Source organism: Parafrankia elaeagni, from assembly GCF_000374165.1.
GTDB lineage: Bacteria > Actinomycetota > Actinomycetes > Frankiales > Frankiaceae > Parafrankia > Parafrankia elaeagni.
Map to the genome: position 1 here is coordinate 116,425 of NZ_KB893750.1, position 15,654 is coordinate 132,078.

Here is a 15,654-nt window from a genome sequence, read left to right on the forward strand (position 1 = left end):
GACGTCCCACCGTCTGGACGTCCCGCCGCCTGGACCTCGGCCGGACGTTCGACCGCAGGTCACGGCGTTGTCCGGAGATGGCCGACGTTGTCCGGGCATCGTAGCGGCGGCCCACGCACCGTGGTTCGGCGGGCCGGGTGTGCGACGGGGTGGGAGGGGTAGGCGACCAGGAGAGATCACCCGGCGCGGGCCGCGCGGTCACCCGCGGCGGGGTGAGCAACACCGCTCGGGCCTGGCCCGAGCGGGCCCCTGCGACCGGCTCACAGCTGGAGGTTCCGGTTATGCGCATCGCCATCCCGCGACGAGCGGATCCGCAGCACGCCGTCACGCCTCCGGGCCCCGGGCCAGACCCCGTCCCGCCGGGTCCAGGGCCGGATCCGGTGCCTCCGGGCCCTGGTCCGGACCCGGTGCCGCCGGGTCCAGGGCCGGATCCGGTGCCTCCGGGCCCTGGTCCGGACCCGATACCCCCGAGTCCGCTGCCGGACCCGGTTCCCCCGCCGCCCGGCCCCGATCTGCTTCCCGGCGTCGCCGGCGCGGCGCCCGCGGCGGTTCCGGGTAGTCGGGTTACGGGTAGCTGTCTGACATGAGCCATCGCCCCGAGGGAATCCCCGCCCCTGAACTGTCCGATGCCGACCTTGTGCGGGAGGTACGCCATCTGCACCTGACCAGGCATGACACCTTCCTCACCGGGAGCGAGGACGCATTCGAGACGCACACCCAGCGCATGCTCGAACTCGAGCGCGAGTACCTGCGCCGCTTCCCGGACTCGGCCAGCCCCGACCCGCGCCGGACCAGGGCCGGCCGCCGCCGCGCGGCCGGCGTTCTGCCCGGCTGAGGCCGGTGGGGCGGGACCGCCGCCCCACTGACATCGCCGATCAGGTCCGGACCGCCGGCGCTGGCCGACCGGGCTCTGTCGGGCCGGTTCGGGTCGGAAAACGACAGCGGCCGCCACCTCCTGACCGCCGGGCGGTCAGGAGGTGGCGGCCGGCCTGGGCGAGGCGCCGGGCGATCACGGGCGATCACGAGATCGCCGCGGGCCCGAGGCGCCCGGCAAGCAGGTGGCGCCCGACAGTCAGGTGGTGGGCGCCGGCTTCTCCGGCCGCCAGGCGCCGCCGAGCAGGGCGGCCGAGCCGACGACTCCCAGCCCGACGGCGATGAGGCCGCCGGCCCACCCGTCGAGGTCGATTCCGATCGCGTGGTCCAGGGACGCCCTGCCCGGCCCGAGGATCGCGATGCCGGCCGCGACAACCGCGATCATGAGCACGTACTCGTACCCCTGGCCCGGCTTGAAGATGAAGAAGCCGTTCTTGCGGTGGGCGGTGATCCCTGCCACCACCATGGTCCCGATGATCGCGCCCGCGCTGAACGGGGTCAGGAACCCGAAAGCGAGCCCGAAACCGGCCGCGAGTTCCGTCAGGCCGGACATCCAGGCATGCACGATGCCGGGCCGCAGGCCCATGCTCGAGAACCAGCCCGCGGTGCCCTGCACACCGCCGGGCCCGAAAATGTGGTTGTAGCCGTGGGCGACGATGGTCAGGCCCACGACGATTCTGAGCACGAGCGCCGCGGTGTCGGGCGAGGTCACGGGTACTGCCTCCAAGGGAGGGGACCGGCCAGTACGGACGGTTGGGATCCATGGGTAACGAGTGGCGCGAGGTTGTTCACCGGGTCAGAGAGGTCTGCTGCACCGCAGACGCTAGCGGTACTTCGGCGCAGATTCGACAGCTTGCGCGCTGAAGGCCGGCCCGGTGGCTTTCAGCTCAGCCGGTGGTCCCGTTCGTGGTCCCGTTCGTGGTCCCGTCCCCAGGGGGCACAGCCGACGCCGGGCCGGTGTCGAAGTGGCGGGGCGCGCGGTCGGGGCGGGTTCCGTCCACAGGCCCGAGCCCGGTCACGGCGGCGACTGTTCGCAGCCAGGAGGCGGTCAGCTCCGACCGGACGCCGAGGGCGGTGCCCGGATCGTCGAGGGCGTCGGCAACGGGAAGAACGGCACCGTCATCCCTGGTCCAGGTGGGGCTGTAGGTGAGGCCGGCGATCATCCAGCCAAGCCCGGTGTTGCGTACCAGCACATGCAGCAGCAGGCCGTCCCGACTCCGGGCGCTGTCGGGCGTATTCCCCGGGGTGCTGCCACGGGTACCCGCGGCGGAGGCCGTGGCGGCGCTCATGCCGTAGGCGACGTACTTTCCGTTGACTGCCTCGAACGGCTGCACCGCGCCGCTGCCCGAACCCACCACCAGGTCGATCAACGGCGAGCCCAGCAGCTCGCGGGCGGTGAGACGCTGCCGTTCGGTCGGTGGGGTCGATGCGGCCGGTTCGGTCGGCGGGGGGCCACCCCAGTCCAGTGAAGCGATGACCAGGTCGGCTCCGGCGTCCCGGGCGCGGGCCGCGTCCTGCAGGATCCGCGCGGGGTCGAGGCGGTCGACTCCTCCGTCGGTGTCACCGCCCGTCGCCCCCCGGGCGGTCGCGGACTGGCCCGCGTCGGTGGCCGAAAGCAGCGCGATCTGGGCACCGTGGACCGGCAGCATGGTGAGTGCTCCGGCCTCGGCGCGGTCGCGCGCCGCTCCGCTGTGGGTGATCGAGGCGCCGTCGAGCGCGTCCAGCAGGCTGCTTCTGTCCGCGTCCCCCAGCTGGGCGGTGTGGCCGGTCGCGGTGGCACAGGCGTCGAAACCGGCCCGGCGCAGTGCCTCGGCGGCTGGCTCGGGCGCTCCGGTGAGGATGACGGGGCCCTGACAGACCGCGAGATCGGCGGAGGAGAGCAGACTGCCGAGCGGCGCCAGTGTCGCACCGGCCGCGGCAGCGGTCAGGAGAAGCCCGCCGCTGAAGATCAGCGTCAGTTCCGTGGCCTCCCGGTCCGGGGCGCGGCCGCCTGACGGACCTCCCGTCGACGGTGGCCAGGCCGACCGGGCGGTGGCGTCCGGATGGGTGGTGGCGTCCGGATGGGTGGCGCGGATGCCACCGGGATCACTGCCGACAGTCAGCAGATGCCGGCTCAGGATGTCTGGATACAGCCCGAAACCCACGGCCGCGACCGCCAGGACGAGAGCTCCCGCGATCAGGAGCCGGCCGGACGGAGGGTCTGGCCGACCGTCCGTCGGCACTGCAGGGCGCGGACTGTTCACTTCGGGCGGGTGCGACGAAGCCGGGCGATGCGCGGAACGTGGGCGATGTACGGAAAGCGGTCGGTGCCACGAGCGCCGGCGGTGCCACGAGCGCCGGCGATGCCAGGGGCGCAGCTGGTGCCGGAAGCGTCTGCGCGGCATCGTCCCCATCGCTCGGGCTGGTCGGACGGGTGGACCCCTCCAACCTAGGCGACGGGTGTCGGCCCCACTACTCTTGGTAGTTCGATCTTTCTGAGATCTGAGATCTGAGAGGTGAGGCCGATCCCGCGTCAGACCGCGGCGGTCCCTTCCGCCGCTGAGATCGCCGGCACGGACTCGATGATCCGCGTCAGCATGGAGCGCAGCGCTGTGCGCTCGTCGGTGGACAGGGGGGAGAGCAGCAGGTCGTTCATGCGTTCCACCCGGCTCGCGACATGGCTGTGGGTCGCCTCGCCGCGCTGCGTCAGCCGCAGGACGTTGCGGCGGCCGTCGCGAGGATCGCGGACACGGCGGATCAGGCCGCGCTGCACGAGGCGGGCCACGACGTCGGCGACGGTGGAGCGGTCGAGCGACGCCCGTTCACCCAGCGTGCGCTGGTCGATGTCGGGGTCGGCGAGCAGGCTGTTGAGAACGACGAACTGCGGCGGAGTCGTCTCGGTGGAGACGACTGCCGTCCAGAGTTGATATGTGACCTGCTGCAGACGGCGGGCGAGCTGTCCGGGGTGTGTCGACAGGTCTGCGACGGGCCGCGCACGGCCGGGGTCGGTCTCCTCGGCCGGCCGTCTCGGTCCCGGGTATCGCTGGTTCACGGCGTCCTCACGGGTCTGGATGGTCACATGCTCGGATCGTGTGAGCGGGGTCAGGGCTTCGTTCCATTCCGGGCTGTAGGGCGGGGACGTTCGTGCGCCCGACGGCAGGGCTTCGTGTTGGTCATCATCTCGCATCTGTACGCCCGTTGCCGGCAAGCCGGAGGAATCGAACGAGGGCGACCCCCCGGAACGGGTAACTCATCCGGCATGTTCCAAAAACATCACCGGTTACCGAAAGATATGGATCGCGCGGTGCCGGACCTCCGCCGCCGATCTCCGATGATGGTCATCGTGCTCAGTGAGTGTGCCTGACATGGCGCCGTCCGGGGGCAGACCGGTGCCGGGGGATCGATTCAGGCTGCTCGTCGGTGTGGCCGTGCCGTGTTTGGCGTAGCCCGAGCGGGCCCTTGCCAGGCCGCAGGACCTGGGTCTTCGCGGCGGCCCGGCCAACTTCCCGGGAACAGGTCGCAACCCTGGGACCAGATATGTCAGCGAGACCTATGTCAGGAAATATCGCCTGACGAGTGTCCTGTGCCGCATACAGTCGTCCAGGGTCGGGATGCGTACGTCACGTCCGTCACGGCCGGGAACAACAAGGCGGACTTCTTCGTACCGCCCCGGTCGGGCCCCTTGGCGGCGCGACCCGCACGGCCTACCTGCCGTGTCCGGGAGGGCACCTGCCGGCGGGAAACGGTGCCATGCCCGTGCGGATGCAGCCGGTGGAAGACCGTGTGCTTACGTGTCGTGAACACGACCATAGGGTCGCCTGTGTCACCGTGGTGCGGCACCGAGGTTGTGTCCGAATTGGCGGTGATGCGCCCGCCCGCGGCCCGATGCGGGACCGACCGACACGGATGTGGCGTTCGGGGAGTCAGAACGATCGGCGTGGGTACCCGACCGTCATGGATGACGCACCCCGCGGTCTGCGGGAAAGCCTGAAACGGGTCGCCGTCACGCTCAAGGAGGCGCAGATCCCCTTCGCGCTCGGCGGCAGCTACGCCTGCTGGGCACGCGGCGGGCCCGAGCCGGTGCACGATGTCGACTTCATGCTCCGGGAGACGGACGTCCCGCGGGCGGTGGACGTCCTGTGCGACGCCGGGCTGCGCCCGGTGGACCCGCCGGAGGACTGGCTGACCAAGGTCTATGACGGCGACGTCCTGGTGGACCTGATCCACCACCCGGTCGGGCGGGCGGTGACCGACGAGATGCTGGCCCGGTCGCGGGACATGTCGGTCGACTCGGTCCGGATGCCGGTGCTGGACGCCACCGACTGGTTCGAGATGACCCTGCTTGCTCTGGACGAGCGCTACTGCGATCTGGGCCGGGTCATCCCGATGATCCGGGCGATGCGGGAGCAGGTGGACTGGACGCAGGTGCGCCAGGCCACCGCTGAGTCGCCGTTCGCCGAGGCGGCCCTGCTCGTGGCGACCCGGTTGCAGCTCATTCCCGCGCCCGCACGCCTGTCTCCCGGCGGTCTGTCTCCCTCTCCCGCCGGTCCACCGTTCGCTGGTCCACCGTTCACTGGTCCAGCGTCCGCCGGTCCAGCGTCCGCCGGTCCGTCGCCCGTCGGCCTGCCGTCCTCCGGCGGGGGGTCTGCGGGCGAGGCGGTGACCACCCCGCCGGCCGGTAGCGGGGCGGTGACCGGCGCGCCCGAGAGCGCCTCGGCCGCGGCCGGACAGCTGGACGTCACCGAACCGGCCGAGTACCTCGCCGGCGAGCTGCGTGAACGTCTGGCGGAGGACCCGCGGGTCGCCGAGCTGGGCCTGGAGGTCGCCGTGGCGTCGGACGCCGTCATCGTGCGGGGCGAGGTGGCCATGGAGACCCGCCGGACCGCTGTCGACATCGTGCTCGCCGAGATCGTTCCCGACCGGCCGATCCGTAACCAGGTCACCGTGTCGCAGCAGGAGTCCCCGCCGACGGTGGAGAGCGTGTCGTGATCAGAATTGCCGCCGTCGGTGACATTCACCTGGGTACCGACTCGCCGGGGTCGTTCGCGCCCTGCCTGGTCGGGATCGGTGACCTCGCCGACGTCCTCCTGATCGCCGGCGACCTCACCCAGCACGGCAGCGTGGCGGAGGCCGAGGTGGTGGCCGGCGAGCTCGCCGGGGCCGAGATCCCGGTGATCGCCGTGCTCGGAAACCACGACCACCACGGGGACCAGCCCGACCAGGTGGTCAAGGTGCTGGCCCAGGCGGGCGTCCGCACGCTGGAGGGCGAGGGGATGGTGCTGCGGGTCGGTGACACCTGCCTCGGGGTCGCCGGTGCGAAGGGTTTCGGCGGCGGGTTCGCGGGGGCCAGCGGCAGCGACTTCGGCGAACCGCTGATGAAGGCGTTCGTCCGTCACTCGAAGGAGGTGAGTGCCGCGCTGCGCGGTGCCCTCGATGCCCTGGAGTGCGACATCCGGATCGCGCTCACGCACTACTCGCCCGTCCCGGACACGCTCGCCGGTGAACGCCCGGAGATCTTCCCGTTCCTCGGCAGCTACCACCTCGCGGAGGCTGTCGACGGCGGCCACGCCCAGCTGGCGCTGCACGGGCACGCCCATGGCGGATCGGAGAAGGGCCGTACCGCCGGCGGGGTGCCGGTGCGCAACGTCGCCCGGCCGGTGATCGGCCGGGCCTTCGCCCTGTACGAGGTCGGCGCCCACGGCGCTTGCTCTTCGTGACATCTCCGTCACGGCGAGGGTTCTGTTGTCGCGGTCGGGGAAGGCCTCGCCCGCGAGGGCGGCGGATGGCCCACCGCCCCTGGACGGAAGAGGCCTGACATGCGCGAGCCAGACGTCGTCGATGTCCTGACCGCCGACCACACCAGGATCGAGCAGTGGTTCCGCGACTACGAGCGGACCCCGTCCGCGGTCGAGCGCCGGCGCCTGATCACCAACATCATCATCGAGCTCGTGCGACACGCCGAGGCCGAGGAGATGTACGTCTACCCACGGGCGCGCCTCGTGCTCCCGAACGGCCACACCATCGTCGACCGGGAGATCGCCGAGCACGCCGAAGCCGAGCGGATCATGAGCCGGCTGGACCGGATGAAGCCGATGGACGCCGGTTTCGACCCGCTGGCCCGCGAGCTGATGCGTGTGGTGCGCGGGCATGTGCGGGAGGAGGAGAAGGGCTGGTTCCCGGTGCTGCGGCGGCTCATGCCGGTCCAGGACCGCCGCCGCCTCGCCGAACTGGTGGAGGGCGCCAAGGTGGTCGCGCCGACCCGACCGCACCCGGGCGCCCCCGACCGGCCGCCGTTCAACGTCCTCGTCGGGGTGGGAACGGGCGTGGCCGACCGGGCCCGCGACCTTCTCTCCGGCCGCCGCCAGCGCTAGCCGGGCACCTGCTTCGGCGGGCACCTGCTCCGGGCTGCCGGGCGGTCGCCCGAATGTGCCACCGGGGCGGGAAACGTCTGGTCCGAGGTGGGCCTGACCGCCTGCTGCGGGTAGGGCACAGGACACGCCGGTGGCGTCGCCGGTCACGAACCGGCGACGCCACCGGGTCGCGGGGCATCCGAACGGAGAGGACGTCACATGTCGATGGATCGGGGCAGTGCCAAACACGGACCTGTGCGCGACGAGGTGATGGCTCACGAGGTCCTGGGCATGGTCCGCGCACGCCGGGACACCCGCGCCGAGGAATGGAGATCCCCCGAGCCGCCGGCCGAGGAGGCGTCGGCGCTCGCCGCCCGTCCGGACGGTGCGGGGCTGCTCGGCAGCACGCCACCGGGGATGACCCCGGCGGACGTCGAGGAGCGCTCGGAGCTGGGCCGCTGGCTGGGCCGGGCGGTCTTCCCCGCCGAACGGGACGAGGTCGTCGACCACCTGCGCCACCACCATGCGCCCGACCGGGTGGTGGACGAGGTCCGCGGGGCACCGGAAGGCGTCCAGTTCACCTCGCTGGGCCAGCTCTGGAGGGCGTTGCGTTCCGACGCCCACGTCGAGTCCCGGCGTTACTGAACCTCTTCGCACCACCCCTGACCTCTTTGCACCACCCCTGGGCGCGGTCCGGTGCGAGTGGTGGGCGGCTCCCGACCCGTAAACCTGCTGACCTGGGTGAGAAACGTTGTGGGTGAACAAGGATGTCGATGGCGGACGGGGCGGTACGAGGAGCGAACGCCGGGCAGAAGCCTGGCATGGATGGTCCTGTCCTGGAACGACGCACGAACCGACGCACCCGGCCCACCGCGCGAGCAGAGGTTCCCAGCCCGCTCGCGGTGCGGCCCGAACCTCTGGACGGGGCCGACGGCCCTCCCACCACCGGCCCGGAGGGATCCGGGCGGGGGAAGCCGGACGGCAGGGCACGCCCCGCGGCGAGCGGGCAGCCGACCGGGCAGCCGACCGGACAACCGACCGGGCAACGTGGTCCGGCCACCGGTCAGCGGCGGCCTGCCGCCCGGCCGCGGCGCGCGGCGGCCGGTCAGCGGCGGCGGCCGGTCAGCGGAGACCACCGGGTGTCCCGGTGGGTGTCCGCGCACCCGGTCGCCTTCGCACTGATCGGGGCGGCGATGCTGCTCGTCGGATCAGCGCTGGTGGGGGCCCTGGACCTGTTCGCGGTAGGCGCCGTGCTGGGTTTCTGGACCCTGCTCGTCGCTACCGGCCTGGTGCTGGGGCGTCCTGGCATCGACTGGGCGGTGCCGACCGACGAGCTCCGGCGGGCCGCGCGGCAGGCGTTTGCCGACTACCGGCGTGAGGCGAGTGGCGCGATGCGTCGACTGGTGCGGACCGGCGGCGCCTCGCTGTCGCGGGGGGGCCGGCCCGCGCCGACGACCGCGCCCGGGTCGACACCCGCCCCGTCCTCAGACGGGCCGGTGGAGCGTGCCGACCGCTGAACCTGGGTAGGGGACAGCCATGGCTGGGACCTTGGGTGTGGGTGGAGCAGGATCCTCCGACCTGCTGGTGACGCTCGCCGGTGGTCTCGACGAGCAGGAGCGCGTCGAGACCATGCGGATCATCACGCGCCGGCTGATCGCCGAGCGTGCTGCCGCGGCCGGCGGCCAGCGCGAGCGGCAGGTGGACGTCGGTACCCGCAGCAGGGCGTCGCGAGGGCGACGCCCCGTCACGCCTGCGGCGACCCGCCCTGGGGACAGTGACACCAGACGCCCGGAGAGCGGAAACAGCCGGCCGCTGAAGAGCCGCTGAAGAACGGCCAAGCGCTGAAGCCCTGAAACAGTCCTGAGGCGCTGGTCGGATGACGTCAGCCGCAGGTCAGCCGCAGCAGCCGCCCCCGCAGCAGGCCCCGCCGCCACCACCGACGGCGGGTGCGGCGGCCATCGCGGGCGCCGACGCACCACGGCTCACCGCCACCGCGGAGAAGACCCGTGAGGTCTCCAGGTGACCTGCGGGGCACGGGGCCGCGGCGGTCGTGTCACTGTTGATCCCGCGACGCACCTCGAAGGACGCGTCGCACACACGGCATCGGTACTCGTAGGCGGGCACGAGCCAAGGATAGGCCGGCATCGCGCACGATGCCGGCCTGTCGCCCGCCCGGGCGTCAGCACCCGGGGGTGGGTCCACCGCCGACGGCGTCAGAGCCGCTCGATGATCGTCGCGTTGGCAAGGCCGCCGGCCTCGCACATCGTCTGCAGGCCGAACCGTCCACCGGTCTGTTCCAGCGCGTGCACCAGGGTCGTCATGATCCGCGCACCGCTGGCCCCGAGCGGGTGGCCGAGAGCGATCGCTCCGCCCCGGGCGTTCACCTTCTCCGCCGGGGCGCCGATCTCGGCGCGCCAGTCGAGGACCACCGCGGCGAACGCCTCGTTCACCTCGAACAGGTCGATGTCGTCGAGCCGCAGTCCGGAACGCTCCAGGACGCGGCGGGTCGCGGGGATCACGCCGCGCAGCATCAGGAAGGGGTCGTCGCCGACGACCGCGAAGCTGTGCAGCCGTGCCCGTGGGCGCAGACCCAGCTCCCGGGCACGCTCGGAGGTTGTGATCAGCAGGGCTGCCGACCCGTCGCTGATCTGCGAGGCGTTGCCCGCGGTCACGCTCCAGCCGATCTCCGGGAAGCGGGCCGCGCTCGCCTCGTCGTAGAACGCGGGACGCAGGCCGGCGAGCGCCGCCAGGCTCGAGGTCGGGCGGATGCCCTCGTCCGCCGCCACCTCGACCACGGACCCGTCCGGGCGGGTGACCTTCACCGGTGCGATCTCGGGGGTGAACAGTCCGTCCTGCGCGGCCGCGGCGGCGCGCAGATGGCTGGCGAGCGCGAACTCGTCCATCTCAGCGCGACTGATGCCCCGGCGGGCGCCGATCAGCTCGGCGCTGATCCCCTGCGGGACGAGGCCGGCCGGGTACCGCTCGTTGAGGCGGATCCCGCGGCTGTCGCCGGGGAGCGCCGCGGAGCCCATCGGCACGCGGCCCATCGACTCGACGCCGGCGGCGAGCACCAGGTCGTACGCGCCGGAGATCACCCCCTGGGCGGCGAAGTGCACGGCCTGCTGGGACGAGCCGCACTGCCGGTCGATGGTGGTCGCCGGCACGGACTCGGGCAGCCCGGCCGCGAGCCCGGCCCAGCGGGCGATGTTCGCGGACTGCTCCCCGGCCTGGGTGACACAGCCGGCGATCACGTCGTCGATCAGGGCGGGGTCGACCCCGGACCGCTCGACGACCGAGGAAAGGCTGTGGGCGAGCAGGTCGACGGGGTGGACCGGGGCGAGGCTCCCGCTGGCCCGCCCGCGCCCGATCGGGGTCCGTACCGCTTCGACGACGACGGCGTCACGCATCGGATGCTCCTTCGTCCCGAGTAAGTCCGAAAACCAGACTCACTGTGCTCCCTCAGTCTGGACCGATGGGTTGGAAAAGGCAACTCACACCGCCATCCGTCCCCGTGGGAGGCCGCCTGTCGAGGCGACCGGCGGCCGGAGCCCACGTAGCCTGAGGCCATGACGGCTCCGCGATCATGAACGGGACGGGGTGCGCGGCGGGGGCGCCGCCGGTCGTCGCCGAGGTGCTGCGCGGTCGGGTGTCCGAGGTGGATGTCCTGGTCGAAAGCCGGATCCGGGGCACCGTCGTGGGGCTCGGACCGGACGGCACCGTGGAGCTGTCCGCCGGCGATCCGGGCGCCGTGATCTCCCCGCGGTCCACCGTGAAGCCGATGCAGGCCGTCGGCATGCTGGCGGCCGGGCTCGACCGCGCGTTCGGCCCGGGCGGGCGGGGCGTTCCACCCGAGCTGCTCGCGATCGTGTGCTCGTCGCACAGCGGCGAGCCCGCGCAGCTGGCAGCCGTCCGGGCGGTCCTCGCGGCGGTCGGGCGGACCCCGGCCGACCTGGCCTGCCCGCCGGACCTCCCGCTCGGGCGGCTCGCCTGCGAGCGGCACCTCGCTGCTGGTGGTCGGCCCGAGCCGCTGTTGATGAACTGCTCCGGCAAGCACGCCGGGATGATCGCCTGCTGTGTGGCCTCCGGCTGGCCGGTGGACGGCTACCTGGACCCGGACCATCCGCTGCAGCGCCGGATCCGGGCGTCGATCGAGGAGCTGGTCGGCGGGCCGGTGGCGGGCACCGTGGTCGACGGGTGCGGCGCGCCCCTGTTCGGGATCCCGCTGGTCGGCCTGGCCCGCGGGATGCGGTGGATCGCCCTGGCCGCTTCGGGGCCGCCGTCGCCGCGGCAGCGGGTCGCGGCGGCGATGCGCGCCTTCCCCGACCGCGTCGGCGGCCCGGGCCGGCCGGACACGGAGCTGATGCTCGCGGTGCCGTGGATCATCGCCAAGGACGGCGCCGAGGGTGTCTCGGTGGCCGCGACGGCGAGCGGCCTCGCAGCCGCGGTGAAGATCGAGGACGGTTCCCAGCGGGCGGCCATGCCGGTGCTGGTCGCCGCGCTGCGTCGCCTCGGCGCCCTCCGCGGCCCGGATGCGGTGGACGAGACGCGGCTCGCGGCGATCGGCGTCCCGAAGGTGCTCGGGGGCGGCGTCGAGGTGGGCAGGCTGCGGGCGTTTCTGGCGCCCTGGGAGTCAGTGACGTGCCCGTAGGAGGTGTTGCGTGCGTGGGACAGCCGGCGTGTGCAATGCTGTCCGTCACATAAGCCTCACTCTGGGACATGGCCCGGGGGAGGAGGTGACGCGCGCGGTCCGGCCGATCACTCATCAGGCGGCGTGCTTGATCCGCTTCACGGGATGGGGAGATGGCCGACAACGCGATGATCGCCGACCAGGTCGCGATGCTCGTGGGCGACCCGGGGATCACGGACCGGCTCAAGGTGACCGGTCCTCCCGACGTCCTGCCGAGTCTGTATCGGGTGACGACCGTGGCTGCGTCCAGTGTGGCCGCGGCGGCTGTCGGCGCGGGGCGGTTACTCGGCGTGCGCAACACCGGGGGCCTGTCCACCGGTGACCAGCCGGCGATCGCGGTGGACACCCGACACGCCTGCGCGGCGTTCCGGAGCGAGCGCTATCTGCGGCTCGACGGGCGCCCCCTGCCGAGCCCCTGGGACCCGATCTCGGGCTACTACCGGACGGCGGACGACCGGTGGGTCCAGCTGCACTGCAACTTCCCGCACCACCGCAACGGGATCCTGGACCTGCTGGACGTGCCGAACGACCGTGCCGCGGTCGAGCGGGCCGTCGGGCGCTTCGAGGCCGAGTCTCTCGAGCTGGAGCTCCAGGCGATGGGCATGTGCGCCACGATGGCCCGCGAGGAGGAGGAATGGCGTGTCCACCGCCAGGCACGGGCGGTCGCCGAGCTTCCGTTGCTGGAGACCGAGCAGGTGGGGCCGGGTGCCGCCGTCCCGCTGCCGCCGGCCGACCTGCCCGCCGAGGGCCTCCGCGTGCTGGACATGACCCGCGTCATCGCCGGGCCGGTCTGCGCCCGGATACTGGCCGGCTACGGCGCCGAGGTGCTGCGGGTGGGCGCCGCGCACCTGCCGGAGGTCCGATCGCTGCTGATCGACACCGGGTTCGGCAAGCGCAACACCTTCCTCAACCTGCGGGTCGCCGCGGACGCGCGCCGGCTGGCCGAGCTGGTCTCGACAGCGGACGTGGTGATCCAGTCCTACCGGCCGCGTGCGCTCGACCGGCTGGGGTTCGGTCCGGAGGCACTGGCTCGTATGCGACCGGGGATCGTCGTCGCCACGATCAGCGCCTACGGCCGGAGCGGTCCGTGGAGTGGCCTGCGCGGCTTCGACAGCCTGGTCCAGACGGCGTCGGGAATCTCGGTGACAGCGGCGCGGGCCGGCGGACGCGACCGTCCGCACCCGCTGCCCGCACCCGTCCTGGACCACGCGACCGCCTACCTGCTCGCCTCCGGCGTTCTGTCAGCGCTCGCCCGGCGCGCCACCGAGGGCGGGAGCTGGCACGTGCGGGCCTCGCTGGCCCGGACCGGCCGCTGGCTGCAGGACCTGGGCCACCATGACACCCTCGCCGCACCCGACCTGACCAGGGCGGATGTCGAGGAGTTCTGCCGGCGACTGCGGAGTGAGTTCGGTGAGCTCTCCTACGTGGCGCCTCCGGGAGCGGTGGACGGCCGCGCCCCCGCGTGGACCATGGCACCGGCGTCCCTCGGCACCAGCCCTCCCGGCTGGGAATCCGGCGGGTAGCCCCGGCCCTGGCCGGGCGCCCGGAGACGCCCGGAGACGCGCCCGGCCCGAACGGGCCGGGCGCCGCGTCCCGGCGCGTCGCCGTCGCGTAGGACTGGGTCCTGCGGCATCGCCGCGGCGCGTGGACGCAAGGGGGGCGCACAACATGATCAGGCGACCGGCCAGGGGCGCGATCGCCCTCGCCGCCGTGCTGGTGGCGGGCCTCACGGCCTGCGGGCTCGGCCGGAACGACGCCCCCGGTGACGGTCGGCGGACCATCACCATCGGCTTCCAGGGCATGCTCTCCGGCGATGACCGCAAGCTCGGCCTCAACGCTCTCGCCGGCGTGCGGACGGCCGTCGAGGAAGTCAACGCCGACGCCAGCGTGCCGTTCCGGCTCAGGCTCGTCCAGGTCGACGACGCCGGCTCGACCGACCGGGCACCGGGCGCGGCCCGCAGCCTCACCGGGAACTCCGACGTCCTGGCGGTCATCGGGCCGCTGCGCACCGACACCACCGAGGTCAGTGAGCCGTTCTACAGCGAGGCGGGCCTGCTCTCGGTGACTCCGTCCGCCACCGGCCCGGCCCTGACGGATCTGGGCTTCACCACCTTCTTCCGCGCGATCGCCCCCGACTCGGTGCAGGGCCGGGCCGTCGCCGACTACATCTCCACCGTGCTCGAGGCGACGAAGGTCTACTCGATCGACGACCGCGGCGAGTACGGCATCGGCCTGTCGACCGCACTCGAGGCGGAGCTGAACTCCGACGGGGTGGACGTCATCCATGACGGCATCGACCCGACCCGCGACTACACCGCCCAGGCCGCACGGATCGCCACCGAGGCGCCGGACGTCGTCTACTACGCCGGGTACTACGCCGACTTCGCCCGACTGGCCGCGGCGCTGCGCGACAAGGGCTTCGCCGGCACCCTGATGGCCGGTGACGGCTCGCGGGACCCCCGGTTCGTCACCCGGGCCGGCGCGGACGTCGCCGAGGGCACCTACTTCTCCTGCGCCTGTGCCGACCTCGGCGACGGCGACGGCGACGGCGCCGAGGCCGGCGCCGCCGACGGAGACGGAGACCGGCCGGGGGCGGACGACTTCGTGGCCTCCTACGGGCGGCTCAACGGTGGAATGCCGCCGGGAGTCTTTTCCGCCGAGGCCTATGACGCCACCAACGCTGTGGTGCGGGTGCTCCGGACCATCGGCGACAACCCGGACCGCGCCGCCGTCGTCCGGGCCTTCGCGGACGTCGACTGGAAGGGCGTCACCAGGGACGTTGCGTTCGAGGCCACCGGCGAGCTCCGGGCACCGACGGTCTATCTCTACAAGGTGGAGGACGGGGAGATCGTGGGTCTGGGGCGAATCTCGGACCTGATCGACTCCTGACCGCGGGACATGGCACGGCGCGGCCGACCCAGTCCGTTCGGCTCCACGGGTTTCGTCGTAGGGTTGGGGCAGTCGAACCTTCCGCTAACGTTAGGGTTGCTCGTCTCTCATGGTGCGGCCGCTGATCGATGGTGATGACCCGCCCCGGGGCCGCCTCGCGGGCCGGGCGGCGGTGGTGACCGGTGCCTCCAGCGGCATCGGCCACGCCGTGGCACTCGATCTCGCGGCGGCCGGCGCGGCCGTCCTGGCAACGGGGCGCGATGACGCGGCCCTGTCCCGGCTCACCCACACCGCCGACCGGCGCGGGCTCGACATACGGGTCTTCGCCACCGAGATCACCGACGCGTGCGGGCGGGAGGAACTGGCGGAGACGGCGCGGGAGACTCTCGGCGAGGTCTCCGTGCTGGTCCATTCGGCCGGCGTCTACCGCAGCAGCCCCATGAGCATCGCGAGCCTGGCCGACCTCGACGATCAGTACGCCGTGAACCTGCGGGCACCGTACGCGCTGACCCAGCTTCTCCTGCCGGACCTCACGCGGTCGTGCGGCGACATCATCTTCGTGAACTCCACGCAGGGTCTGGCCGCCGGTCCGGCGGTCGGTCAGTACGCCGCCACCAAACACGCCCTGCGGGCCATCGCCGACAGCCTGCGCGCCGAACTCGGGCCAGAGGGCCCGCGGGTCTGCACGATCCTGCCCGGCCGAACGGCGACGGCCATGCAGAAGAAGATCTTCGAGATGGAGGGGCGGGACTGGGATCCCGAAGGCCTCATGCAGCCGGAGGACATCGCGGCGATGGTGCTCTCCGTCGTGGAGCTGCCCCGCCGGGTCGAGGTGACCGACATCGTGATGCGGCCCGCGCGGAAGGTGTCCTGACC

The 15,654-nt window shown here is 72.7% G+C and carries 16 protein-coding genes; 11 read left to right on the forward strand and 5 right to left on the reverse strand.

Going from position 1 to position 15,654, the window contains the following annotated elements; translation table 11 throughout:
• Positions 1-583 precede the first annotated feature (583 nt).
• A complete protein-coding gene (locus B207_RS0123815) occupies positions 584-835 on the forward strand; it encodes a DUF6158 family protein (protein WP_018639127.1) in 252 nt (83 codons plus the stop codon).
• Positions 836-1,072: 237 nt separating this feature from the next.
• Here the strand turns inward: B207_RS0123815 and B207_RS0123820 are convergent, their stop codons facing one another.
• The 3 genes from B207_RS0123820 to B207_RS35260 form a co-directional block, all read right to left on the reverse strand.
• A complete protein-coding gene (locus tag B207_RS0123820) occupies positions 1,073-1,585 on the reverse strand; it encodes a DoxX family protein (RefSeq protein WP_018639128.1) in 513 nt (170 codons plus the stop codon).
• Between the two features lie 175 nt (positions 1,586-1,760).
• Positions 1,761-3,017 (reverse strand): CapA family protein, encoded by a 1,257-nt coding sequence (locus B207_RS35255; protein ID WP_230205187.1) that lies wholly within the window; start codon positions 3,015-3,017, stop codon positions 1,761-1,763.
• A 368-nt stretch (positions 3,018-3,385) separates the two neighbouring features.
• Positions 3,386-3,931, reverse strand: coding sequence for a MarR family winged helix-turn-helix transcriptional regulator (locus B207_RS35260; protein WP_018639131.1), 546 nt, complete (start codon positions 3,929-3,931; stop codon positions 3,386-3,388).
• An 875-nt stretch (positions 3,932-4,806) separates the two neighbouring features.
• On the opposite strand from B207_RS35260, the gene B207_RS0123835 reads away from it, so the two are divergent.
• From B207_RS0123835 to B207_RS35270, 6 genes are all read left to right on the forward strand, one after another.
• Entirely contained in the window at positions 4,807-5,841 is a 1,035-nt protein-coding gene (locus tag B207_RS0123835) for a hypothetical protein (RefSeq protein ID WP_018639133.1), read from the forward strand.
• Entirely contained in the window at positions 5,838-6,569 is a 732-nt protein-coding gene (locus B207_RS0123840; protein ID WP_018639135.1) for a metallophosphoesterase family protein, read from the forward strand. The genes B207_RS0123835 and B207_RS0123840 overlap by 4 nt, the downstream gene beginning before the upstream one ends.
• Before the next feature lie 99 nt (positions 6,570-6,668).
• The gene (locus B207_RS0123845; RefSeq protein WP_018639136.1) at positions 6,669-7,223 is read left to right on the forward strand and encodes a hemerythrin domain-containing protein; all 555 of its coding nucleotides are present in this window, start codon (positions 6,669-6,671) and stop codon (positions 7,221-7,223) included.
• 198 nt (positions 7,224-7,421) lie between these two features.
• Positions 7,422-7,847, forward strand: coding sequence for a DUF2795 domain-containing protein (locus tag B207_RS0123850; protein WP_026311383.1), 426 nt, complete (start codon positions 7,422-7,424; stop codon positions 7,845-7,847).
• A 506-nt stretch (positions 7,848-8,353) separates the two neighbouring features.
• Complete coding sequence (locus B207_RS40790) at positions 8,354-8,719, forward strand: hypothetical protein (RefSeq protein ID WP_195905340.1); 366 nt, start codon at positions 8,354-8,356, stop codon at positions 8,717-8,719.
• Positions 8,720-8,738: 19 nt separating this feature from the next.
• On the forward strand, positions 8,739-9,029 hold the full coding sequence (locus tag B207_RS35270; protein ID WP_051102637.1) for a hypothetical protein: 291 nt from the start codon (positions 8,739-8,741) through the stop codon (positions 9,027-9,029).
• A 66-nt stretch (positions 9,030-9,095) separates the two neighbouring features.
• Here B207_RS35270 and B207_RS43015 read toward each other — a convergent pair whose 3' ends face one another.
• Entirely contained in the window at positions 9,096-9,326 is a 231-nt protein-coding gene (locus B207_RS43015; protein ID WP_026311384.1) for an FmdB family zinc ribbon protein, read from the reverse strand.
• Between the two features lie 89 nt (positions 9,327-9,415).
• A complete protein-coding gene (locus B207_RS0123870) occupies positions 9,416-10,609 on the reverse strand; it encodes a thiolase family protein (RefSeq protein ID WP_018639144.1) in 1,194 nt (397 codons plus the stop codon).
• 176 nt (positions 10,610-10,785) lie between these two features.
• Here B207_RS0123870 and B207_RS0123875 point away from each other — a divergent pair, with 176 nt between their 5' ends.
• The 4 genes from B207_RS0123875 (at position 10,786) to B207_RS0123890 (ending at position 15,652) form a co-directional block, all read left to right on the forward strand.
• Positions 10,786-11,850, forward strand: coding sequence for an asparaginase (locus B207_RS0123875; protein WP_018639146.1), 1,065 nt, complete (start codon positions 10,786-10,788; stop codon positions 11,848-11,850).
• A 152-nt stretch (positions 11,851-12,002) separates the two neighbouring features.
• Positions 12,003-13,412: a CoA transferase gene (locus tag B207_RS0123880; protein WP_018639147.1), complete on the forward strand. Its 1,410-nt coding sequence runs from the start codon at positions 12,003-12,005 to the stop codon at positions 13,410-13,412.
• Positions 13,413-13,557: 145 nt separating this feature from the next.
• Positions 13,558-14,778, forward strand: coding sequence for a branched-chain amino acid ABC transporter substrate-binding protein (locus B207_RS0123885; RefSeq protein WP_018639148.1), 1,221 nt, complete (start codon positions 13,558-13,560; stop codon positions 14,776-14,778).
• Positions 14,779-14,887: 109 nt separating this feature from the next.
• Entirely contained in the window at positions 14,888-15,652 is a 765-nt protein-coding gene (locus tag B207_RS0123890; RefSeq protein ID WP_018639151.1) for an SDR family oxidoreductase, read from the forward strand.
• Positions 15,653-15,654 lie beyond the last annotated feature (2 nt).

Excerpts from the sequence above, each read along its gene's own strand:
- B207_RS0123885 (WP_018639148.1), top strand. The coding sequence starts at position 13,558 with ATGATCAGGCGACCGGCCAGGGGCGCGATCGCCCTCGCCGCCGTGCTG.
- B207_RS0123880 (WP_018639147.1), top strand. The coding sequence starts at position 12,003 with ATGGCCGACAACGCGATGATCGCCGACCAGGTCGCGATGCTCGTGGGC.
- B207_RS0123845 (WP_018639136.1), top strand. The coding sequence starts at position 6,669 with ATGCGCGAGCCAGACGTCGTCGATGTCCTGACCGCCGACCACACCAGG.
- B207_RS0123815 (WP_018639127.1), top strand. The coding sequence starts at position 584 with ATGAGCCATCGCCCCGAGGGAATCCCCGCCCCTGAACTGTCCGATGCC.
- B207_RS0123835 (WP_018639133.1), top strand. The coding sequence starts at position 4,807 with ATGGATGACGCACCCCGCGGTCTGCGGGAAAGCCTGAAACGGGTCGCC.
- B207_RS0123890 (WP_018639151.1), top strand. The coding sequence starts at position 14,888 with ATGGTGCGGCCGCTGATCGATGGTGATGACCCGCCCCGGGGCCGCCTC.
- B207_RS0123850 (WP_026311383.1), top strand. The coding sequence starts at position 7,422 with ATGTCGATGGATCGGGGCAGTGCCAAACACGGACCTGTGCGCGACGAG.
- B207_RS35270 (WP_051102637.1), top strand. The coding sequence starts at position 8,739 with ATGGCTGGGACCTTGGGTGTGGGTGGAGCAGGATCCTCCGACCTGCTG.
- B207_RS0123875 (WP_018639146.1), top strand. The coding sequence starts at position 10,786 with ATGAACGGGACGGGGTGCGCGGCGGGGGCGCCGCCGGTCGTCGCCGAG.
- B207_RS0123870 (WP_018639144.1), bottom strand. The coding sequence starts at position 10,609 with ATGCGTGACGCCGTCGTCGTCGAAGCGGTACGGACCCCGATCGGGCGC.